This window comes from Buchnera aphidicola (Cavariella theobaldi) (assembly GCF_964059165.1).
GTDB classification, from domain to species: Bacteria; Pseudomonadota; Gammaproteobacteria; order Enterobacterales; family Enterobacteriaceae; genus Buchnera; species Buchnera aphidicola_BO.
Map to the genome: position 1 here is coordinate 267,665 of NZ_OZ060413.1, position 23,288 is coordinate 290,952.

The window sequence follows — 23,288 nt, forward strand, 5'->3', positions numbered from 1 at the left end:
TACATTATCAAAAAATATAAAGATATTAATTTATATAATAAATACTACATGTAATGTATTACAATAATTATTATTCAATACAAAATCATATTTACACGAACAATAAAGACAATATAATTTATGAATATAAAAAAAAAGATTTTATTTATTAATAAAAATATTAATATTCCAGTTAAAAATATTGAAAATATAAAATCATCTAAAAAACCTAACTGGATAAAAGTCAAAATTCCTCTTATATCTTCAAAAATATATCAGATAAAAAAAGCTTTACGAGAAAATAATCTTCATTCTGTATGTGAAGAGGCTAATTGTCCTAATTTACCAGAATGCTTTAATAAAGGCACAGCAACATTTATGATTTTAGGCTCTATCTGTACAAGAAATTGTCCTTTTTGTGCAGTCAAACATGGTAAACCAGATATTATCAATATACACGAACCGATAAAATTAGCTAATACTATATTTGATATGAATATTAAGTATGTAGTAATTACTTCTGTAGTACGTGATGATTTATATGATGGAGGTGCACAACATTTCGTGGATTGCATGAAATCAATTAGAGACAAAAATAATGTTCAAATAGAAATATTAGTACCTGATTTTAGAGGTCGAATAAATCTTATTTTAAATATTTTTAATAAAGAATTACCTAATGTTTTCAATCATAATATTGAAAATGTACCTCGATTATATAAAATTATTCGACCTGGAGCAAACTATTCTAAATCTTTAATTTTACTCCAATCTTTTAAAAAAAAATATTCAAATATTCCCACAAAATCAGGTCTAATGGTTGGTTTAGGCGAAACAGAACAAGAACTTATTGCAGTGATGAAAGATTTATATTCTAGTGGTGTTTCTTTATTGACAATTGGACAATATCTACAACCTAGTTCTGAACATTTTCCTGTTCAAAGATATATATCACCTCTCGAATTTGAAGATATTAGAAAAGAAGCATTGTCTATTGGTTTTACGCATGCATTTTGTGGACCTTTAGTACGTTCATCATATCATGCTGATATTCAAGCAAATGCATTTATTAAATAAGAATAAATTTTATTGTGATGAATATATAATAGAGGTTATATAGTATTGAATATTAATATCACTGCATCTCCAAAAATTATTGTTGCATTAGATTTTTATGAAAAAAAAACAGCTATGAAAATTGTAGATATTCTTGACCCATCTATTTTTTATTTAAAAATCGGAAAAGAAATGTTTACTATATTAGGATATAAATTTATAAAAGAATTAAATCAATTAGGGTTTAGTATATTTTTAGACTTAAAATTTCACGATATTCCTAATACTGTATTTAATGCCACTAAAGCTGCCGCAGATTTGGGTATATGGATGTTGAGTATTCATGCATCTGGTGGAAAAAAAATGCTTATGTCTGCAAAAAAAGCTGTTAAATCTTTTAAAAAACAAGCGCCGTTATTAATTGCAGTTACTGCATTAACAAGTTTAAAAGAAAAAGAATTGCATGAAATAGGTGTTAACATGTCATTGTATGAATATATTTTAATTTTATCTAAGTTGTCTTATAATTGTGGATTAGATGGTATAGTATGCCCTGGAAAAGAAGCGAAGAAAATAAAATTATTACTAGGAGATCAATTTAAGATTGTAACTCCAGGAGTTCGATTGAGTACAGATAATTTATATGATCAAAGTAACATTATTACTCCAGTTCAAGCTAAAGAATCAAGAATAGATTATATAGTTATTGGACGTTCTATTACTTTAGCAAAGTGCCCAAAAAAAAAATTAGATGTAATAATTAAATCTATAAGATAAAAATAAATATAGAAAAAAATAAAAATCTTTTAAAAACTATACATAAATTTTTAATAATATTTTGGAGAAAATATGCAATTAATTGAAGTAGAAAAAGCTATTTTGCCTACACGTTGGGGAGAATTTATTATATTTGGTTTTGAAGAGAAAAATAATGGGAAAAATCATATCGCTCTAGTACATGGTAAAATAAATTCAGATATTCCTATACTAGCAAGAGTTCATTCCGAATGTTTAACTGGAGATGCTTTTTTTAGTTTGAGATGTGATTGTGGTATTCAACTGGAAATGGCATTAAGAAGAATTACTCAAGAAGGGATTGGTGTTTTAATATATCATCGTCAAGAGGGAAGAAATATAGGATTATTAAATAAAATTAAAGCGTATGCTTTACAAGATACAGGTTTAGATACAGTCGAAGCGAATCAGAAATTAGGATTTTCTGCAGATGAAAGAGATTTTTCATTATGTGCTGATATATTTAATATTTTAAAAATAAAAAAAGTGCGTTTATTAACAAACAATCCATTAAAAGTTAAAATGCTTATTCAGTCTGGTATTAAAATTGTGCAAAGAGTGCCATTAATTGCAGAAAAAAATTCTAAAAATTCCTATTATTTAAAAACCAAAGCAAATAAAATGGGTCATTTATTAAAAAAATAATATTTTTATATATAATGAAAAATTTTTGTTATTTAGGGGTTTTTTAATGAACCCCCGAAAAATAAAAATTTTTTTATCTTTAAAGTATATTGATAGTTATCTTAAATATAGATTAAATTAAATTAATTTTATCAAGATTGCCTCCTTTATTAAAATATTTATATTTTTTTAATAATATATTTTATAACAATTATTTTATATAATACACGAAGTTTATAATAGTATATTTTTATTTTTTTAAAAAAATATTACATAATATAAAAATATTGTTAAATATTTTATTAATACTATACGTGTATAGCAATTTTAAAATATTATATTGCATTAATAAAATATAAATTTTATTAAAAATATAATATATTATTCTTATTACAATAATGGACTAAAAAAATAAAATATTTTCTCTAAAATACGCGTCCAATATGCACGCATAGACCACGTTTTTTTATCTAATAATTCAGAATCAGAAATATATTGATATTGTATATTGGCTAATTTATTGCCAAAAATACTATCATCAATCGCTATAGTAATTTCAAAATTTAACCATAGACTACGCATATCAAAATTAGCAGTTCCTACTAAACTAAGCTGTTGATCTACTAGTATACTTTTACTATGCAATACACCTTTTTTAAATTGATAAATTTTTACACCAGAATCTAACAATTCACTAAAAAATGCTCTACTTGCCCATTTTACTAATATAGAATCGTGATATAAAGGAATAATAATACTTACATTTACACCTCTTTTGGAAGCTTTGCAAATAGCATGTAATAAATCTTCACTGGGTACTAAATAAGGAGTAGTGATGATTAATTCTTTTCGTGCTGAATAAATAGCAGTTAATAATGCTTGATGAATCATATTATCTGGAAAACCGCGTCCCGATGCAATTACTTGAATATTTGATGTCATATTATTTAAATCATTTTTTAAAATTTTTTTATCCGGTAATGAAGGGAGTATTTTGCATCCGGTTTCATTTTCCCAGTCATATGAATAAACAATGCCCATAGTCATCGCAACAGGACCTTCTATTCGAGCCATTAAATCAATCCATTGACCTAGACCTAAAGATTTTTTAAATAAAAAGGGATCTGCAAGATTCATACTGCCTGTATACGTAATATAATTATCAATTAATACAATTTTTCTATGTTGTCTAATATCTATGCGTTTTAAAAAAAATCTTAAGAAATTAATTTTTAATGCCTCTACCACTTCAATTCCCGCTTCTCGCATTATTTTTACCCATGGACTACGAAAAAATTTAATACTTCCTGCGGAATCTAACATTAATCTACAGTGTATTCCACGTTTTGCAGAGTTAATAAGGGCAATGGCTACATCATCAGCTAATCCACCTGGCTGCCAAATATAAAAAACCATTTCAATGTTTGTACGAGCTAAACGAATATCACGTATTAAAAGTTGAATAGTTTTTTTAGTATTAGTCAACAATTCGAGACTATTGCTCTTAATACCATAAATACCTTGTCTATTTTTACATAATTGAAATATGGAATTTGCTACTTCGCTATTTTTATTTTGAAAAATATTTTTATAGGTTTTTAGTTCATCAAGACATTTATTAGATATATATCTTATTCTATTAGCAATTTTTTGATGTTTTTTTTCTAAGTAAAATTCACCGCAAAACAACCAAATAGAAACTCCAAAAGATGGAATAATATAAATTGTTAATAATAAAGATATGAAAGAGGATAGACTTCGACGTTGAGTGAAACTTCTAAAAGTGGTGTTAGCAATAAATAACCAGTATACAAACGAAACTAGACATTTTGCTGAATTGTAGAAAGTATTCATCCATTAAAAGCCTTATGTATATTTTATAAAAGTTTATTTATATACTACAAAATATTTTTCAATATTTAATATAATATAATGTATAATTTTTAGTATTTAATTTTTTTTGTAGTATTTACCTCTTAAAAAGTATTATATTTTAAAATATATTAAAAATAATAGATGATAACGGTAATATTTAAACTCATATATAATATATAATCAGTCATGAGAAAATTAATTTTTTATTTGAGTAGAAAAAGTATATATAATATATACATCAAATATCATATTCTTTATTCTAAAATAATTTATTATTTTTTTATTTTTTTATACAATACTCATCGGTAAAAGTTTTCGAGACCTTCCTAAGGTATCGATAGCAACATATATAACAGAAGCGTAGGCTGCACAGTAAAATTGACCTAATGGTTGTGAGTCAATATTTTTAATCCATATTTCTATATCAATAGTCATAGAACTAACTCCTATTTTGACACATTTTGTATAACAATACATAATATCACCAACATATATAGGTTTTAGAAAAGTTATGCTATTAACTTGTACTGTGACAACTTTACCACCTGAAATCTCCTTTGCTAATATTGCTCCCCCAATATCTATTTGTGACATAATCCAGCCGCCAAAAATATTTCCATTAGAATTAGTATTAGAAGGCATAGTTAATGTTTTTAGTGATATTATTCCTGTTGGTAGAATATATTGTTTTGACATATTTAAATATTTACTCTTTTCGGATTGTATTTTTTTTGTAAATATAAATTATTGTAACAAAAAATGATAAAAATATTATTGTTGTAAATCCAAAAATTTTAAAATTTACCCAAAATATTTCTGATAAATAAAATGATATATACATATTTAGAAGACTGCATAATAAAAAAAATATTGCCCAATATAAATTAATTTTTTTCCAATATAGATCCGCAATTATAATATTTTGTTCTAAAAATTTCTTTGCAAAAATTTTTTTTATTAAAAATTTATTTATAAATAATATAATAGAAAAAAATATATAAATAATTGTTGTTTTTAACTTTATAAATTGACTGTTATGAAAAAAAATTGTTAATGAAGAAAATATTAAAATGAAAATAAAACTTAATAAATAATTTTTTTCTATTTTATGATAAAAAATAATTTGTATTATCAATGATAATATGGAAGAAAGTATTAAATATTTAGATGCTATAAAAATATCATATTGATGATAATAGATAAAAAATATTACTATTGGAAAGATATGCATTATAAATTTCATAAGTACAACCTAAATATTTCAAGCATGTCTGGATTGCATAAAAATCATATAAAAACGAAATAAATATATATTTAGAATAGCATATAGAATATTAATGCTTGTATTTAATATAAAAAAATACAATGTTTGATTAAAAATTATATGAGATAATATTGTTATTAAAAAAAATTTGCTTAATATCCATAGAATAATAGCAGGTCCTATTATTTTAATATTCTTCCAAGAAGTATGAATACTAAAATATATTGTATCAAACAATTTATTCTTGTTAAAAGAGAATATTATTGGAGACAAAAGTAACAAACAAGACAACATAATTCCAGGTAGAATAAAAAAAATACTACTTGTATGAACAATTAACATACTAATAAAATGTATCAAAAAAATACTAGGAAACAATTGATATATCATTTGCGTATATAACATAATTGATTTTTTTTTGTTAGATACAATAGAAATAAGTGCAATGATATTGGTTAATAAAAATGTTTTACTGATTAGAGATTCTATTATTTTAAATATAGAATATTTTAATATCTCTCTTTTTTCATAATGATTCATACTATTAATAATAGACATGACTGAATCAATATCACTAAATTTATTTTTTTCTATTAGTGATATTATATACATGTTAGGTTTAATAATAACGCCTATCATACCACTAATTAATGTAGTAACAATAGATATAAAAAAAATAGCACCTATGTTTTTAATGACAAAATAATGCGTATCATAGTATATTCCTTTTATTTTTGTTAACATGTCTGAATTCCTTAACAAAAGATATATGAATTTTAATCATTACATACGTGAGACACTAGTTTATATTTTATTGTATATAATAATTATTAAATTATAAAATATTTTTAAAAAATGTAAATTTTTTATATTGAATATGATTGAGATCATAAAAAATATTCTTCAAAATAATATACTGTATATAATATGTTTTATATTACATATTATGTTAATTTAGTAGATTTTTTTAATACATAGCTCAAATTTTTCAGTTCATATAACATTTTTTCTGTATTATTGAGATTTTTTTCAATTATGTTAACAATCACCGATCCACATATTACTCCAGACGCACCAGATTTCATAATTTTATTAATTTGTATAGAATTAGATATACCAAACCCTTGTATTATTGGAATAAATATTTGAGAATGAATTTTTTTTATTATATCTCTTGAAGATAATAGTGCATTATTTTCTAGACCAGTGACTCCGGCGCGAGATAATAGATAAATATATCCCTTCGCATATTTAATAATTTTAGATAATAGAATATCATTAGCATCTGGAGGGCAGATAAAAATAGAATCTATTTTATATTTGTTAGCTGTTTGATAAAAAATTTTGTATTCTTCAATGGGAATATCAGCAATTAATACAGAATCAATACCAGCATCACAACATTTTAAATAAAATTTTTCAATCCCTTGATTGTATATAATATTTGCATATATTAAAATACCAATTGGTAATGTTATATATTTTTTACGTAATTTCTTTAATATTTCAAAATACTGTATAATATTGTTATTATTAAATAAAGATCTTTTATTAGCTTTTTGAATAGTCGGTCCGTCAGCTAAAGGATCTGAAAAAGGTAATCCGATTTCTATTGCATCTGCACCATTTTCTATTAAAGTTTCTATAATTTTTATTGATATGTCTATATTAGGATCTCCTATTACAACAAAAGGAATAAAAAATCCTTCTTGTTTACAAGATAACTTTTTAAATACGTTTTTATAGCGATTCATTATATGATTCCTGATCATTTAAAATTTTATTGACTGTAAATATATCTTTATCTCCCCTTCCTGAAAGATTGACAACAAAAATTTGCTTTTTCTGTGGATTTTTATGCATTAGTTTTAAAGCATATGCTAATGCATGCGAGGATTCTAATGCAGGTATAATACCCTCTTTTTTACATAAAATTTGAAATGCATTTATAGCTTCTTTATCTGTAATAGATACATATTGAGCTCGTTGAATATTATTTAACCAAGCATGTTCAGGTCCTACTGATGGAAAATCTAATCCTGCAGAAATAGACCAAGATTCTTGTATTTGTCCTTCAGTATTTTGCATTAACTTCGATTTCATGCCAAAATAAATACCAGTTTTTCCATGTGTAATAGGCGCTCCATGTTTACCAGTACTGATGCCTTGACCAGCAGGTTCTACACCAATTAAATTAACTGTTTTATTATCAATGAACTCAGAAAAAATTCCAATAGCATTGGATCCACCGCCAACACATGCAATAATTGAATCTGGAAGTTTATTTTCATGTTCTAAAATTTGTTTTTTAGTTTCTTTTCCAATTATGCTCTGAAATTCTCGAACTATTGTTGGATACGGATGTGGTCCAGCTGCTGTTCCTAACATATAATGAGATGTTTTATAACTACTAGACCAATCGCGTAATGCTTCGTTACATGCATCTTTTAAAGTTCCTAAACCATTATTAACTGATATTACTTTTGCCCCCATTAATTTCATTCGAAATACGTTAGGACTTTGTCTTTTTATATCTTGAGCACCCATATAAATTCTGCATTTTAAATTTAATAATGCACATGCTATTGCAGCAGCTACTCCATGTTGTCCGGCGCCAGTTTCTGCAATAATTTCTTTTTTTTTCATTTTTATTGCTAACATAGCTTGACCTAAAACTTGGTTTGTTTTATGAGCGCCTCCATGTAATAAATCTTCTCTTTTTAAATAAATTCGAGTATTTGTTCCTTTAGTTAAATTAGCACATAAAGTTAGTGGAGTTGGTCTACCTGCATAATTTTTTAATAAACAATGTAATTTTTTTTGAAAATGTAAATCTTTTTGACAATAAAAAAATTGCTCTTCTAATTCATATAGTGCCGGCATTAATATTTGTGGTACGTACATACCACCAAATTTTCCGAAATAAGGATTGATTAAATTCATATTTTTCTCTTGGTTTTTATAAACATATGTATTAAAAATAATATCTTAATTTTTGAAAAATTCTTTTCATTTTTTTATGATTTTTAATGCCTGGTTCAATTTCTATACCAGAATTTAAATCTAAACCTAAACAATTGAGTTTAGATGCTTCAATACAGTTGTTTGTATTAATTCCGCCGGCTAATATAACATTATCTAAAATTTGATTGCGTAAAAGAGACCAATTAAAAGATTGATTATTACCAGGAGAACAGGAATCAAATATATATATATCAACATTCTCCCAATTTCTTTCAGGAAGAGTAGTATCTATTGAAAATGCTTTCCAAATTTGTGTTTCTATTGGTAATATAGAACGTAAAGAATTTATATATCTCTGATTTTCATTACCATGTAATTGAACAGCATATAATGATAATTGAATAGATATATCAATAATTTTTTTTATTTTTTCATTCTGAAATACACCAACATATTTTAAATTGTTATTATTCACGATATTTTTTGCTATTTTAAGAGTAATATTTCTTTTAGAACTCGGGATAAAAATTAATCCACCATAAACAGCTCCATATTTTATCGCATATTTAGCGTCTACAGAACGAGTTAAACCGCACACTTTATTTTTACCGTACATAATGGAGCGAATTCCCTCGTCAAGATTCGGCTGCACCATTAAAGAAGAACCAATTAAAAACCCATGTACAAATTGACTTAATTCTCTAACATGACAATATTGTTTTATGCCCGATTCGCTAATTATGACAATATTTTTTGAAATCAAAGATGCTAAATAGCGTGTACGATTTAAATCTATAGATAAATCATGGAGATTGCGATTGTTAATACCAATAACAGGTACTTGTAATTCTAAAGCTCTTTCTAATTCTTTAGTATTATTGATTTCAGTGAGAACGCCCATATTATTTTTTTTTGCTAATTTAGAAAGAGTGATATATTGTTCATTATTTAATATAGATAACATCAATAAAATAGCATCAGCTTGATAATATCGTGCTAAATAAATTTGATATACATCAATAAAAAAATCTTTACAGAGCACTGGTTGAGTAATATTATTACGCACTTGAGTAATAAATTTAAAATGACCATGAAAATATTTTTCATCTGTTAAAACTGAAATAACAGAAGCATATTTTTGATAGATATGGGATATTTTTAATAGGTTAAAATTCTTCCGTATAACACCTAAAGAAGGAGATTTTTTTTTACATTCTAATATAAAAAAAGGTTTTTTAAGTTTGATTGCAGAATAAAAATCTCGTGTTTTATTATTAATTTTATGTTTAAAAGAAATTAAAGGTTTTTGAATCTTCTTTTCCTTAATCCAAATTTTTTTGTTATATATGATATTATTTAGTATTGTGTCTTTCATAATGATCTTCTTTTAAGATATGAGAGACATTCATTATACGATGATAAACAGCTCCACTGCGAATTTTTTTTAATGCGAATTGTACATTTTTTTTTAAATCTTCGTTTCCAAAAATTTTTAACAGCATAGCTACATTAACTGCTATTAATTCTTCATATAAAGAATCTCCATTTCCTTGCATAATCTTTTTGATAATAAAATGATTTTCTTCTGGTGAATGTTCTTGGTATTTTTTTATAAGATGAGTTTTGATACCAAAATCTTCTGGTTTTAATTGATATGAAAAAATTTTTTTATTATGCCATTCAGTGACATAAGTAATTCCATGCAATGTCACTTCATCAGTCTGATTACCATGTAGAACAATGCCTCTTTGATAATTTAAATTACTTAGAATTTTTGCAAAAGGATATATCCATTTTTTATGGTATACACCCAGAACTATAAATGGAGGAATGGCGGGATTCAAAAAAGGCCCTAATAAATTAAAAATAGTTTTGTTTTTTATCATCTTACGTGCATTGATAGAATTTTTAAATCCATTGTTATATTTCTGTGCGAATAGAAAGCAAATATTAAATTCATCTAATGATTGACGTGATCTTTCAGGTGAAGCATTTAAATTAATATTAAATTTTTTTAGAAGATCAGATGATCCTGATTTACTTGAAATACCTTTATTGCAGTGTTTAACAATTTTTAATCCACATTCAGCAGCCACAAATGCACTAGCAGTAGAAATATTAATTGTATTATTAATATCTCCTCCAGTTCCAACTATATCAGAAAAAAGATAATTTGGCCGGGGGAAATGGTTTGTATTTTCTAAACATGCATATATAGCTCCTATTATTTCATCAGTAGTTTCATTTCGTGCAGACATTATTTTTAATATAGATATGAGTTGTATATGTGTTATTTTACCAGCAATAATAGACTGAAATAACTGATAACTTTCTAGTTGACTTAAACTTTGAAGGTTATTTAACTTATGAAAAATATTTTTCATATTATACCTTTTGTAATATTTTTTTATATAGAATAGTCTATACTTTATATTTATTTTTAAAATTGTTATTAATTTTTATAATTTAAAGAATTTTAAAATAATTTATGTGCTGGTATAGTTCAATAAAAATTTTTAATAATTTATTTTCCTGTAATATACTTAAAAATAAAAAAATATTATGTCATATAGATATAATTCATTATTTCGGAATGATTTAAATGAAAAAAACAATAGTAATTATGTTATTTACGTTAGTTTCTATTACATGGGGGACTACATTAATAGCAATGAAAATCGCCGTAGAAACTATTCCTCCGCTATTTGCTACTGGTATGCGATTTTTATTAGCTTCACCATTACTAATTTTATTATCTTTTTTGACAAAATCACCTTTATTGTTTCCATCGGGACAAAGATATTTTCAAATATTAGTTTCTATTTTTTATTTTTCTATACCATTTACTTTGATGTTATATGGAGGTTCATATGTGAGCTCTTCCATTAGCTCAATAATTTTTGCCAATATGCCTGTTGTGGTTTTAATTGTGTCTCATTTATATTTAAAGAAAAAATTATTTTTTATTCAAAAAGTAGGTATATTAATATCTTTAATAACTTTGTTTATTATATTATTTTTAGAATTAAAGACACAATATTTTTATCCCTGGAAAGGTATTTTATCTTTATTATTGGCTCTTTTTTTTCATGCTTTAGTATACGCGGAATGTCAAAAAAAATGTTGTCATGTATCTGTTTTAACTTTTAATGCTATTCCTTCATTAATTTCTGGAATATTACTATCGACTTTAGCATGGTTTATAGAATATCCTAATATTAATCATTTTTCTTATCGTTCTATTATATCTGTCGTTTATCTTGGAGATTTTTCAGGAATTTGTGGTATTTTATCTTATTTTTATTTGCAAAAAAAAGTAAGCGCATTCTATGCATCTACTGTGTTTCTTGTTTTGCCATTCATTTCAGGAACATTAGAATATTTTATATATGAATACAAAATTTTATTGTGTGAAGCAATATTTGTGATTCCACTTATAATAGGAATATTATTAACATTAATGCCTATGCCTTATTATAATAAAAATATTATTAATTAATATGTCATCAATAATATATCTTATCATTGTTATTCTATAAATATTAATATAAAAATAAAGCTTATAATAAAGATAATTTTCTTAAGGTGTCAAAGTGACTGAAAAAATTCAAAAATTACTTTCTCGCTCGGGATATGGTTCTCGTCGATATATCGAAAAATTAATTCAGTATGGCGATATATTAGTAAATGGAAAAAAAGCGATTATTGGGCAAAGACTATATAAAAATTATCCAGGAGAAATATTAATTCAGGGTCAATTAGCAGTTATAAAAAATCAAACATCAAAATCATCTGTTTTATTATATAATAAATCTGAAGGAGAAATATGTACAAGATGTGATAGTCAAAACCGTAAAACTATATTTGATAATTTACCAAAATTAATTCACAATCGCTGGATTAGTGTAGGAAGATTAGATTTAAATACTAGAGGATTATTATTATTTACCAATGATGGTCTTTTAGCTTATAGACTAATGCATCCTAAATATGCTATAGAAAGAGAATATTATATTCGAGTTTTTGGTAATATAAATCAAAATAAAATAAATATTTTAAAAAATGGAGTAAAAATTAAAAATAAATATCTTGTTTTTAAAAAAATAGAAATGCTTAATACAAATAAAATAAAAAAAAATACATGGTTCAAGGGTGTTTTATGTGAAGGTCATAATCGTGAAATAAGATCTTTATTCGAATTTTTGCAATGTCAAGTTAGTCGTTTAATAAGAATACGATATGGAAATATTATTTTACCTAAAAATTTAAAATTAAACCGTTTTATTAGTCTAAATTCCAAAGTTATTAGTGATTTATACAATTTAGTGGGTATTTAAAAAATTATTTGTATGTTATACGGATGAAATAATATCATTTATATTATCAATTAGTTAGATTTATATATATATATATATAAGATATATATCTTTAATTTATTTCAATTTTAAAATACAAATTTATATACCATATGTGAATAAGATGTTCTATTTAATAGTTATTTTGTAAAATTTTATCATATTAAATATAATTATTCATTCAATGATTTGATGCAGTATGATACTGTTTTATATAAATAAAATGTCCTTTAATGTTTTTATGGAATTGTATCATAAATAATGCTATTTTATAAATTATAAATTTTCATTTTATCATGTGCTTCTATAAGACATACTTATCTACTTGATATATGTCTTATGGTAAAATTATATTTATTCATTAAACTATCCAAGATGTTTTATATGTAATAAATATTCTTATATTCATATATAATATATTATATACATTTTTTAAACAACTGTAATATAAAAATATAGTGATATTTTTATAATTTTTTTATATAATAAATACACAGAATAAAATTAGTAGTATTAAATCTTTATATAATAACCAATATTATTTTAATATTTACAAATAATTATATATTATAAATATTAATATTTATAATAAAAATAAAAAAATTCAATATTTATATGCAAAATATTAATTTTTTGTACACTTTATATAATTATTTTTATACTTTCGTTATGCACGGCAATATTCACGTATTTTTTCCATGACTAATCTGATACATTTTGGACTACTAATAATATTAGAAGAATGATCAGTAATACTTTCATGACCTCCTTTTAAATTACTAATTAAACATCCAGCTTCGCGAGCTTGTAATTTTCCTGCAACAAAACTACCCGAATGCAGATTAAAATCAAATAAGCAATCTATTCTTCCAGCAGCTACATATGCTAAATCGAGTACGGTAGATCCGGTACATAAAAAAGATATACCAGATAAAATTAATATTTTGTATATTTCAAAATAAGCAAAGGATGAATGTTTGAGATAATGTGGTAAATTTACAGCTGCAGTAGTAGATTCTAATCCATTTATATTGGTACAGCGAATCCGACGACCATTAAGCTGAGTACCTTGGCCTTTAACCGATGTAAATAAATCATTTCTTATTGGATCGTATATAACAGAAATTTCTGTAATATTTTTAATAACAATTGCAATCGATACACAAAAATGTGGAAAATTTTTTAAAAAATTGTATTGTCCATCTAACTCGTTGACGATCCAGTAAATATTTTCATTTTTTTTCATTGGTGTATAAATATTTTTATTTAAAATCACATGATGCGGATATGATTTGCTAATAATATCACTAATAATTTTATTTGTTTTATACATGATATCTTGAACAATATTTTGTTTTTTTTCGATACTATCTTGAAAAAAATTATAAGTATCATAATTCTGTATAACAAAATTTCCTCCTTTTCTTACTGCGCGAATAGCGATATTAAGCATAGGATGCATAAGATTCTCCGAAATATATAGAAAATATAAGAATATTAATGTTTAATTAATATATATAATATCACAAAGAAAATATCTTTAATATTTTCATATAAATTTTTCCATAAATTATATTAATATAACTAGTATGTATTCAATAAAAAATAATGTCATAATTCAATTTTTTGATTAATAATAAATTTATTTATTCATTGAAGATTTTCCCAATATTTATAAATATAAAATATAAAATTAGTCATTATATAGGAAATAGATATGAATAAAGATATTAATATATTAAATATTTTTACTAACAAGATTAATTTATTAGATTTAAATCGTACAGAAATAGAACATTTTATAGAATCATTAGGATATAAAGAATTCGTTGCTAAACAAATTATGAGGTGGATTTATAAATATTATTGTTCTGATTTTAAAGAAATGTTAAATCTGAATAAAAAATTAAGGCGTCAATTAGAAGAAACAGCTTGTATATTTGCTCCGAAATTTACACGAGAAAAAATTTCTTGTGATGGTACAATTAAATGGATTACATCTCTGGATAACAATCACAATATAGAAACTGTTTATATACCCGATAAAAATAGATCTACATTGTGTATTTCTTCACAAATAGGATGTGTTTTAAATTGTCATTTTTGTGCCACAGGAAAAATAAATTTTAAACGAAATTTAAAAGTATCAGAAATTATTGCTCAAATATGGCAAGCAAATAAAACTCTAAAAAGTCGAAACATTAATACAAGCATTACTAATGTTGTTTTTATGGGCATGGGTGAACCTTTATTTAATTTAAAAAATGTTGTTTCTGCATTAAAAATAATTTTGGATATATATGCTTTTAATTTATCTAAACGTCGTATTACAATATCTACTTCTGGTATAGTTCCAGCATTAAATAAACTTGTGAATATGGTTGATGTTAATTTAGCTATCTCTCTGCATGCATCTAATGATGTTACTCGAAATATTATTATGCCCATTAATACAAAATATAATATTGCATCTTTATTATCTTCTGTATCTCAATATTTAAAAAAATCTAACGCAAACCATGGTGGCGTGACAATTGAATATGTAATGCTGCATGGAATTAACGATTCGAGACAAAATGCTGAAGAATTAGCGCGTTTGTTAAAACGTCTACCAAGTAAAATAAACTTAATACCTTGGAATACTTTTCAAGGTGCACATTTTTTATGTAGTACTGATAATCACATTAATATTTTTGCTAATGTTTTAAGAAAAAACGGATTTACAACTATTATAAGAAAAAATAGAGGCCAAGATATTAATGCTGCATGCGGTCAGTTAACGGGTGATAATACTAAAAATATTAATTTTAATAATAAAATATAAAAATATATTTCATATTTTTAAAATAAAATACTGTATTAACTATTGAATATGTTTTCAATCTATACTATATATCATTTTTTTGTTTATTAATTTATATATAGGATATTTTAATATATTATTTCTTCTGTTAGATAAAACAATAAAATATTTTTTTTAAATATATTTTTTTATGTGAATAATCTATATAATCTAGAATAAATAAATAATAAAAATTATTAGATAAAAAAATTTTTTAATAATTTTTACAAAAATAATATTTTGTTTGGAATCCAAAATATAATATAAAAATATTTAAATTATAAAATTATTTTTGATTTCTGTATTTAAATGCATGTCATGATTGATATCAAAAATAAATAAAAAATAAAAAGAGAAAATAGTGCAAAAAACAATTAAATCCGTCAGAGGTATGCATGATTACTTACCAGAAGAATTGCAATTATGGAATTATATAGAAAATATTATTAAAGAAATTTTAAACAGTTATTGCTACTTAGAAATTAGGTTACCTATAGTAGAAAAAACAGAAATTTTTCAAAGAGCCATTGGAAACATTACTGATATTATTGAAAAAGAAATGTATTCTTTTCAAGATCGAAAAGGAAATAATATTACTTTACGTCCAGAAGGCACTGTAGGCTGCGTACGTGCTATTATACAAAATAACTTAGCGCATAAAAACAATAAATTTTGGTATTTTGGTCCTATGTTTAGGTATGAAAGACCACAAAAAGGACGATATAGACAATTTTATCAATTTGGTGCAGAAGTTTTTGGACTCGATTACAGCGAAATTGATTTAGAAATAATGATACTTACTAGTCGTATATGGAAGGTATTAGGTATAGATAAAGATATAAAATTAGAAATCAATTCTATTGGCTCTCAGAATGATAGGATAAAATATAAAAAAGAACTAATATTTTTCTTAAAACAGTACGAGTCTTTGCTAGATGATGATTCTAAACGTCGTTTATATACCAATCCCTTACGCATTTTAGATTCTAAAAATGAAGATATAAAAAAAATATTAAAAAAAGCACCATTGTTATACAATTATTTAGACAAAAAATCAAAAAATTATTTTAAAACATTATGCACAATGCTTAATGACTGTGGAATACAATATTATCATAATAAATTTTTAATCAGAGGATTAGATTATTATAATAGTACTGTATTTGAATGGAGAAGTAATCAATTAGGTGCGCAAGATGCTATTTGTGCAGGAGGTAGATATAATTTTTTTCTTGATAACAAGGGCATCAAAAAAATATCTGGAATTGGATTTGCTATTGGAATGGAGCGATTAATACTATTAGCACAAAATAGTAATATTTTTTTTCCTGATCAAAGAGGGATTGATATTTACATTATTTTTATAGGAGATAGCAATAAGCGTTATGCTATTGCTTTATCAGAAGAAATTCATGATGTGTATCCTAAATTAAAAGTATTTACTGATTTTTCTAATTGTACTCTTGCAAAAAAAATAACACATGCTGTTAACTTTCCATCACATATTGCTATTTTAATAGGAGACGATGAAGTAAAAAGGGGATTATTTTTAGTAAAAGATTTAAAATACAACAAGCAATATTATATTTTTAAAAATGAAATTTTAATAAAAATTAATTCTTTTTTTTAAAAAATTAAAAATATAAAATATTAAAAAATTTTTTTATAAAATAAAATATTTATTTTTAACAGAGTATTTAGGAAAAACATGCTTAATAATAAAACAACATTATCAAAATATGATATAGAATTATGGACTGCTATAAAAAATGAAAAAATAAGACAAGAAAATCATATTGAATTGATAGCCTCAGAAAACTACACTAGTCAATATGTTATGTTAGCTCAAGGATCTCAGCTAACTAATAAATATGCTGAAGGATATCCTGGAAAAAGATATTATGGTGGTTGTGAATATGTAGACATCATAGAAACATTAGCAATTAATCGTGCAAAAATATTATTTGATGCGGATTATGCCAATGTTCAACCGCATTCAGGATCTCAAGCAAATTTTTCTGTCTATGCAGCATTATTGAAACCTGGAGATACAATATTAGGTATGAGATTATTGGACGGTGGTCACTTAACACATGGTGCTACAGTCAATTTCTCAGGTAAAATGTACAATACTATTTCATATGGCATTAATGCATCAGGTCAAATTGATTATGAAGAATTGTCATCTTTAGCATATAAATATAAACCAAAAATGATTATTGGTGGTTTTTCTGCATATTCCGGGATATGTAATTGGAAAAAAATGCGTGATATTGCAGATAGTATTAATGCATATTTTGTGGTGGACATGGCTCATATTGCTGGTTTAGTAGCGGCAAAAATTTATCCTAATCCTATATACTATGCTCATGTAGTAACAAGTACTACTCATAAAACATTAGCAGGGCCGCGTGGTGGATTAATTATCTCCAAGTATGGTGATAGTACATTATATAAAAAATTGGATTTGTCTGTTTTTCCTGGAAGCCAAGGTGGACCCTTGATGCATGTTATTGCTGGAAAAGCTATTGCATTTAAAGAAGCATTAGAGCCTAGCTTTCTTATTTATCAAAAACAAATAATAAAAAATGCACAATTGATGACTGATATTTTTCTTCAGGAAGGATATAAAATAATTTCTGGAGGCACTTTTAATCATTTATTTTTAATCGATTTAACAGATAAAAATATCACAGGAAAAGAAGCAGATATTATATTAAGTCAAGCAAATATCACTATTAATAAAAATAATATTCCCAATGATCCAAAAAGTTCATTTATTACCTCAGGAATACGAATTGGTACGCCTGCTGTCACTAGACGCGGCTTTAAAGAAAAAGAAATATCTCTTGTTGCATATTGGATTATCAGCATTTTAAATGACATTAAAGATACAAAAAATATTTTACAAATAAGAAATAAAGTACTTGATTTGTGCGCTGAATATCCAGTATATATTTAAGGCAACCTGATATTAATATTTTGTGTTTTTATTATTTTATAATTTTTCATATAAGGAACTATCCCTAACAATGGAGATTGTATATAACTTAATAAAGTAGACATATATTCTATTTGATATTTTTCTTGAGGTAATAAGATGTTTGCAATCCATCCAGCACATATCGTTTTATCTGATAAAATAGCTTTTTCGGTTAAAATAGCATGATTAATACATCCTAATTTTATTCCTATAATTAAAATAACGATTAATTTTTCATCTTGTACCCAGTCTGCAAAAGTATTACAATATGATATTGGCGTATACCAACCACCAGCACCTTCAATTAATATCCAATTAGATTTTTGAGTTAATTTATATAAACCTAATGATAAAGATTGTTTATTGATATTTTTCCCTAATACATTATTTAATATATGAGGCGGTGAATTTTCATAAAAACAGAACGGATTCACTTCTTTATATTTTAGTGATACAGAGCTATTTTCTTGAAGAATTATGGCATCTTTGTTTTTTAAGCCATATTTTTTTGTATAATTTCCAGATGCAATAGGCTTATATCCTGCAGTTTGATATCCATATTTGTTTGCTGTGCGTAATAAAATTCTACTCACAAATGTTTTTCCAATGTTTGTATCAGTGCCGGTGATGAAATATTTTTTAATCATAATTAATTGTCATTAATAAAAGGTATTATTTTTTTATATACGCGAATATATTATTATGTGAATAAAATTGTTTACATATTAACTATTATTGCGTGTACGACTCTATGTCATATCATTGAGACATAGAGTATTAAAATCAATAATATTTTAAAATAAAATAAATAAAAAATTATATTATATAATTATGATGCATTATTTTTATTTTTTCAAAAAAATTTTTTTTATTTATTATTATTGCAAATTAAATAATTTAAAATATTTTTTATATCTAAATATTGTATAAACATTTCGCTATACTATAATATATATATGTATTTATATCTAGTACATATTGATAACAGTATGTTTTCTTATGTATTAGAAAGATTATACAAAATAATTTTTTAATATATTATATATAATTATATAGCCGCATTATAATATTGATTTTTTTTTATTTTTACAGTTTTAAATTCAGAATTAGTGTTTTGTTTTTTTGAAAAATTTATTTTTTTATGTGCAGTATGCAAGTCTAATTGTTTAAAAAGTTTTAAATCATGTTCTTTTTCTGGATTACTAGCCGTTAATAATTTGCATCCATAAAAAATAGAATTAGCACCAGACATAAAGCACATAGCTTGGGTTTGATCGTTCATTTGTTGTCGACCAGCCGATAATCGAATATAAGATTTAGGCATCATAATACGAGCTGCTGCAACTATACGAATAAAATCAAAAGGATTTACATTTTTATTATTTTCCATTGGCGTGCCTGGAATTTTTACTAACATATTTATTGGTACACTTTCGGGATGGTGTGGTAAATTAGATAATTCTATTAATAATTGCATACGATCAGTTATTTTTTCTCCCATGCCAATAATGCCCCCAGAACAAATTTTCATTCCAGCATCACGTACTTTGTCTAAAGTATTTAATCGTTCTTGATATGTTCTTGTGGTGACAATATTTTTATAAAAATTTTCGGATGTATCTAAATTATGATTATAAAAATCTAGTCCTGCATCTGATAATTTTTGTGCTTGTATAGAACTTAAAGTTCCTAAAGTCATGCAAGTTTCCATACCCATTGCTTTTATTTCTTTAATAATTTTTTCTAAATAAGGCATATCTCTATCTTTTGGATTTTTCCATGCCGCACCCATACAAAAACGACTAGATCCTGCAGATTGTGCTTCTTTAGCAGCATTTAAAATTTGTTCTATTTTTAATAAAGATTCTTTCTTTAAACCTGTTTTATATCTAGAACTTTGCGGGCAATATTTACAATCTTCAGGACAAGAACCGGTTTTGATAGATAATAATGTGCTAATTTGTATTTCGTTAGGATGAAAATTTTCTCTATGTATTTTTTGAGCTTGAAAAAGAATGTCAAAAAATGGTTTTTGAAAAAGAATTTTTGTTTTTTCTAAAGTCCATATTTTCTTCATATTACCTCTAAAAAATTATGATTTTATTTTTATAAAAGTTTATAATATTTTATTGAATATTCAATTATATATATAAAAATGAATTTATCTGATGCGCTTTTTGATTATAAACATATTTGGCATCCTTACTCTTCTATGATTAAACCATTACCATGTTATTCAATCATATCAGCAAAAGGAGTATATTTAACACTAAAAAATGGCCAAAAATTAGTCGATGGAATGTCTTCTTGGTGGTCTGCGATACATGGTTATAACCATCCTGTATTAAATCGAGCTTTAAAAAAACAAATACAAAAAATGTCTCATGTTATGTTTGGTGGCATTACGCATCCTTCAGCTATCGCGTTATGTCGAAAACTAATTCAATTAACACCTTCAAAATTAGATTGTGTTTTTTTATCCGATTCCGGTTCTATATCAATTGAAGTTGCAATGAAAATGATTATCCAATACTGGAACTCTTTGGGTCAAAATAGAAAAAAATTTTTAACCATTTTAAATGGATATCATGGCGACACATTTGCTGCAATGTCTATATCTGATCCTAATAACTCTATTCATCAAATATATAATAATTTTTTACCTAAAAATTTTTTTGCTCAATCACCTGTTTCTTCTTTTCATTCGTCATGGAATAAAAATGATCTAGTATCATTTAAAAAAATAATTGAAAAACATTCCTTACAAATAGCAGGTGTTATATTAGAACCCATAGTGCAAGGTGTCGGTGGTATGAATTTTTATCATCCTACATATTTAAAAAAAATCAAAAAATTATGTGACTATTATCATATTCCGTTAATTTTTGATGAAATAGCTACTGGTTTTGGTAGAACTGGAAAAATTTTTGCTTTTGAACATGCTAATGTTATACCAGATATATTATGCTTAGGAAAAGCTATTACGGGTGGTACGATTACTTTAGCCGCAACTCTAACTTCACGAAATATTGCAGATAGAATTAGTAATAGCAAACCCGGTTGTTTTATGCATGGACCTACTTATATGGGTAATCCTCTAGCATGCTCTGTAGCTTATGCTAATATAAAAATTTTACAAAGTAATGAATGGCAAAATCAAGTATTACATATTGAAAGACAATTGTATAAAAATTTACTACCATTACGTGAACACCCTAGAGTAATAGATATTCGTATATTAGGAGCTATTGGAGTTGTTGAGTGTTCACAAATAATAAATATTGCGATGATGCAAAAATTTTTTGTGGAACAAGGGGTTTGGATTAGACCATTTAAAAAATTAATTTATATTGTTCCTCCATATATTATTAGTACGTATGCACTGAAACAATTAACAAATGCAATAAAAAAAGCATTAAATAAAAAATTCTTGTTTATTTAAAAAGCATTAAAATAATTTAAAAAAAGATATTATCATATATGTAATTGGTAGGGTTTGATCCACAGAGCTCCAATACGTGTATTATAAGTATTTAATTTTCTTAATTCTCCTGTATTATAAGATATACTATATATAGTAAATGTATTAGATTTCTGACCAGTAACGATTAAGTAATGATTATTCCAAGTAATACAAAATGCGCGAGGTTGTTCTTCTGTCAAATAACTTTTAAAAAATATAATTTTATTATTATCCGAGCGTATATAAAAAAGTTGAATAGTATTAGATGCGCGATCAGCAGCATATAAAAATCGTCCACAAGATGTTATATGAATATCAGAAGCCCAACAATATTTATTTAACTGAGAAGAAAAAAGATTTATGGTTTGTATTTTTTTTATTTTTACCATGTTCTTTTCATGATATAAATTCCATACATCTATAGTGCTATTGAGTTCGTTAATAGTGTATACAAAATCCTGATTCGGATGAATACTGATATGACGTGGTCCTGAATTTTTTTGAGTATATATTACTTTTTGTTCAGTGCTTTTTATTTGATTATTATTTGTAAGATAATACAAATTAATACAATCTGCTTGTAGAGATGTCAATAACAATACATTATATTTTTTATTTACTTTAGCTGCATGACATCCTTTAATATTATATATAGTTTGTATAGGATTTTGTACTATTCCATTTTTATTTAATAAACTTATACTCATACAGTTAAAATGATAAGAACAAGAAAATAAGAATTTATTATTAAAATCAAAAGCAATATAATTCGGGCTTCCAGGTAAAGAGCTTTCATGAATTTTTTTAAGTAAACCATTATGTTTTATAGAATACATAATAATTCTGTTATTAGGACGGATTCCTGCATACAAAATATTTTTATTTTTAATCATATTTATAGGTTGGACTTGGCCGTCAGTCACGACGGTTTGAATTAATTTTAAAATTCCATTTCGGCATAAATTCCATACTTCTATTATATTATGATCTGGTATAGCAATATATACAATTTCTTTCATATAGTCTCTTTTTAGAAAATGAATTAATTTAATACATTAAATAATATTATTATATAATTTAATATATTT

At 24.8% G+C, this 23,288-nt stretch carries 21 protein-coding genes; 9 read left to right on the forward strand and 12 right to left on the reverse strand.

Features of this window, described 5'->3' with window-relative positions; translation table 11 throughout:
- The first annotated feature begins 120 nt into the window (after window positions 1–120).
- From lipA to ribA, 3 genes are all read left to right on the forward strand, one after another.
- Entirely contained in the window at window positions 121–1,056 is a 936-nt protein-coding gene (lipA, locus tag AB4W59_RS01170) for a lipoyl synthase (protein ID WP_367673306.1), read from the forward strand.
- Window positions 1,057–1,095: 39 nt separating this feature from the next.
- A complete protein-coding gene (gene pyrF, locus AB4W59_RS01175) occupies window positions 1,096–1,812 on the forward strand; it encodes an orotidine-5'-phosphate decarboxylase (protein ID WP_367673337.1) in 717 nt (238 codons plus the stop codon).
- Between the two features lie 72 nt (window positions 1,813–1,884).
- Window positions 1,885–2,475 (forward strand): GTP cyclohydrolase II, encoded by a 591-nt coding sequence (gene ribA, locus AB4W59_RS01180; RefSeq protein WP_367673307.1) that lies wholly within the window; start codon window positions 1,885–1,887, stop codon window positions 2,473–2,475.
- 369 nt (window positions 2,476–2,844) lie between these two features.
- Here ribA and cls read toward each other — a convergent pair whose 3' ends face one another.
- From cls to trpD, 8 genes are all read right to left on the reverse strand, one after another.
- On the reverse strand, window positions 2,845–4,308 hold the full coding sequence (cls, locus tag AB4W59_RS01185; protein WP_367673308.1) for a cardiolipin synthase: 1,464 nt from the start codon (window positions 4,306–4,308) through the stop codon (window positions 2,845–2,847).
- 309 nt (window positions 4,309–4,617) lie between these two features.
- Entirely contained in the window at window positions 4,618–5,025 is a 408-nt protein-coding gene (gene yciA / locus AB4W59_RS01190; RefSeq protein ID WP_367673309.1) for an acyl-CoA thioester hydrolase YciA, read from the reverse strand.
- Window positions 5,026–5,035: 10 nt separating this feature from the next.
- Window positions 5,036–5,572, reverse strand: coding sequence for a septation protein IspZ (locus tag AB4W59_RS01195; protein WP_367673310.1), 537 nt, complete (start codon window positions 5,570–5,572; stop codon window positions 5,036–5,038).
- 18 nt (window positions 5,573–5,590) lie between these two features.
- Window positions 5,591–6,337 carry a YciC family protein gene (locus AB4W59_RS01200; RefSeq protein ID WP_367673311.1) on the reverse strand — a complete coding sequence of 249 codons (747 nt, stop codon included), beginning with the start codon at window positions 6,335–6,337 and terminating at the stop codon, window positions 5,591–5,593.
- Between the two features lie 200 nt (window positions 6,338–6,537).
- Window positions 6,538–7,347: a tryptophan synthase subunit alpha gene (trpA, locus tag AB4W59_RS01205; RefSeq protein WP_367673312.1), complete on the reverse strand. Its 810-nt coding sequence runs from the start codon at window positions 7,345–7,347 to the stop codon at window positions 6,538–6,540.
- Entirely contained in the window at window positions 7,334–8,536 is a 1,203-nt protein-coding gene (trpB, locus tag AB4W59_RS01210) for a tryptophan synthase subunit beta (RefSeq protein ID WP_367673313.1), read from the reverse strand. Before trpB ends, trpA begins: the two co-directional genes overlap by 14 nt.
- Window positions 8,537–8,567: 31 nt before the next feature.
- Window positions 8,568–9,932: a bifunctional indole-3-glycerol-phosphate synthase TrpC/phosphoribosylanthranilate isomerase TrpF gene (gene trpCF, locus AB4W59_RS01215; protein ID WP_367673314.1), complete on the reverse strand. Its 1,365-nt coding sequence runs from the start codon at window positions 9,930–9,932 to the stop codon at window positions 8,568–8,570.
- Complete coding sequence (gene trpD / locus AB4W59_RS01220) at window positions 9,910–10,941, reverse strand: anthranilate phosphoribosyltransferase (RefSeq protein WP_367673315.1); 1,032 nt, start codon at window positions 10,939–10,941, stop codon at window positions 9,910–9,912. Before trpD ends, trpCF begins: the two co-directional genes overlap by 23 nt.
- 218 nt (window positions 10,942–11,159) lie before the next feature.
- Between trpD and AB4W59_RS01225 the strand changes: the two genes are divergently transcribed.
- Together AB4W59_RS01225 and AB4W59_RS01230 are read left to right on the forward strand one after the other, a co-directional pair.
- Window positions 11,160–12,056 (forward strand): DMT family transporter, encoded by an 897-nt coding sequence (locus AB4W59_RS01225; RefSeq protein ID WP_367673316.1) that lies wholly within the window; start codon window positions 11,160–11,162, stop codon window positions 12,054–12,056.
- Window positions 12,057–12,150: 94 nt separating this feature from the next.
- A complete protein-coding gene (locus AB4W59_RS01230) occupies window positions 12,151–12,894 on the forward strand; it encodes a pseudouridine synthase (protein ID WP_367673317.1) in 744 nt (247 codons plus the stop codon).
- Between the two features lie 685 nt (window positions 12,895–13,579).
- On the opposite strand, the gene AB4W59_RS01235 is transcribed toward AB4W59_RS01230, so the two are convergent.
- Complete coding sequence (locus tag AB4W59_RS01235) at window positions 13,580–14,374, reverse strand: inositol monophosphatase family protein (RefSeq protein WP_367673318.1); 795 nt, start codon at window positions 14,372–14,374, stop codon at window positions 13,580–13,582.
- Window positions 14,375–14,629: 255 nt separating this feature from the next.
- Between AB4W59_RS01235 and rlmN the strand changes: the two genes are divergently transcribed.
- The 3 genes from rlmN (at window position 14,630) to glyA (ending at window position 18,716) form a co-directional block, all read left to right on the forward strand.
- Window positions 14,630–15,736 (forward strand): 23S rRNA (adenine(2503)-C(2))-methyltransferase RlmN, encoded by a 1,107-nt coding sequence (gene rlmN / locus AB4W59_RS01240; RefSeq protein ID WP_367673319.1) that lies wholly within the window; start codon window positions 14,630–14,632, stop codon window positions 15,734–15,736.
- A 379-nt stretch (window positions 15,737–16,115) separates the two neighbouring features.
- Window positions 16,116–17,384 (forward strand): histidine--tRNA ligase, encoded by a 1,269-nt coding sequence (gene hisS, locus AB4W59_RS01245; RefSeq protein ID WP_367673320.1) that lies wholly within the window; start codon window positions 16,116–16,118, stop codon window positions 17,382–17,384.
- A gap of 78 nt (window positions 17,385–17,462) precedes the next feature.
- On the forward strand, window positions 17,463–18,716 hold the full coding sequence (gene glyA / locus AB4W59_RS01250) for a serine hydroxymethyltransferase (RefSeq protein WP_367673321.1): 1,254 nt from the start codon (window positions 17,463–17,465) through the stop codon (window positions 18,714–18,716).
- Here glyA and bioD read toward each other — a convergent pair.
- Complete coding sequence (gene bioD / locus AB4W59_RS01255) at window positions 18,713–19,384, reverse strand: dethiobiotin synthase (protein ID WP_367673322.1); 672 nt, start codon at window positions 19,382–19,384, stop codon at window positions 18,713–18,715. The two genes, glyA and bioD, sit on opposite strands and share 4 nt — an antisense overlap.
- A 401-nt stretch (window positions 19,385–19,785) precedes the next feature.
- Complete coding sequence (gene bioB / locus AB4W59_RS01260) at window positions 19,786–20,814, reverse strand: biotin synthase BioB (protein WP_367673323.1); 1,029 nt, start codon at window positions 20,812–20,814, stop codon at window positions 19,786–19,788.
- 78 nt (window positions 20,815–20,892) lie between these two features.
- Here bioB and bioA point away from each other — a divergent pair, with 78 nt between their 5' ends.
- The gene (gene bioA, locus AB4W59_RS01265) at window positions 20,893–22,179 is read left to right on the forward strand and encodes an adenosylmethionine--8-amino-7-oxononanoate transaminase (protein WP_367673324.1); all 1,287 of its coding nucleotides are present in this window, start codon (window positions 20,893–20,895) and stop codon (window positions 22,177–22,179) included.
- 32 nt (window positions 22,180–22,211) lie between these two features.
- Here the strand turns inward: bioA and pgl are convergent, their stop codons facing one another.
- Window positions 22,212–23,219, reverse strand: coding sequence for a 6-phosphogluconolactonase (gene pgl / locus AB4W59_RS01270; protein WP_367673325.1), 1,008 nt, complete (start codon window positions 23,217–23,219; stop codon window positions 22,212–22,214).
- Between the last annotated feature and the right edge of the window lie 69 nt (window positions 23,220–23,288).

Coding starts and splice junctions, on each gene's coding strand:
- lipA (WP_367673306.1), top strand. CDS start 121: ATGAATATAAAAAAAAAGATTTTATTTATTAATAAAAATATTAATATT.
- ribA (WP_367673307.1), top strand. CDS start 1,885: ATGCAATTAATTGAAGTAGAAAAAGCTATTTTGCCTACACGTTGGGGA.
- cls (WP_367673308.1), bottom strand. CDS start 4,308: ATGAATACTTTCTACAATTCAGCAAAATGTCTAGTTTCGTTTGTATAC.
- yciA (WP_367673309.1), bottom strand. CDS start 5,025: ATGTCAAAACAATATATTCTACCAACAGGAATAATATCACTAAAAACA.
- AB4W59_RS01195 (WP_367673310.1), bottom strand. CDS start 5,572: ATGAAATTTATAATGCATATCTTTCCAATAGTAATATTTTTTATCTAT.
- AB4W59_RS01200 (WP_367673311.1), bottom strand. CDS start 6,337: ATGTTAACAAAAATAAAAGGAATATACTATGATACGCATTATTTTGTC.
- trpA (WP_367673312.1), bottom strand. CDS start 7,347: ATGAATCGCTATAAAAACGTATTTAAAAAGTTATCTTGTAAACAAGAA.
- trpB (WP_367673313.1), bottom strand. CDS start 8,536: ATGAATTTAATCAATCCTTATTTCGGAAAATTTGGTGGTATGTACGTA.
- trpCF (WP_367673314.1), bottom strand. CDS start 9,932: ATGAAAGACACAATACTAAATAATATCATATATAACAAAAAAATTTGG.
- trpD (WP_367673315.1), bottom strand. CDS start 10,941: ATGAAAAATATTTTTCATAAGTTAAATAACCTTCAAAGTTTAAGTCAA.
- AB4W59_RS01225 (WP_367673316.1), top strand. CDS start 11,160: ATGAAAAAAACAATAGTAATTATGTTATTTACGTTAGTTTCTATTACA.
- AB4W59_RS01235 (WP_367673318.1), bottom strand. CDS start 14,374: ATGCATCCTATGCTTAATATCGCTATTCGCGCAGTAAGAAAAGGAGGA.
- rlmN (WP_367673319.1), top strand. CDS start 14,630: ATGAATAAAGATATTAATATATTAAATATTTTTACTAACAAGATTAAT.
- glyA (WP_367673321.1), top strand. CDS start 17,463: ATGCTTAATAATAAAACAACATTATCAAAATATGATATAGAATTATGG.
- bioD (WP_367673322.1), bottom strand. CDS start 19,384: ATGATTAAAAAATATTTCATCACCGGCACTGATACAAACATTGGAAAA.
- bioB (WP_367673323.1), bottom strand. CDS start 20,814: ATGAAGAAAATATGGACTTTAGAAAAAACAAAAATTCTTTTTCAAAAA.
- bioA (WP_367673324.1), top strand. CDS start 20,893: ATGAATTTATCTGATGCGCTTTTTGATTATAAACATATTTGGCATCCT.
- pgl (WP_367673325.1), bottom strand. CDS start 23,219: ATGAAAGAAATTGTATATATTGCTATACCAGATCATAATATAATAGAA.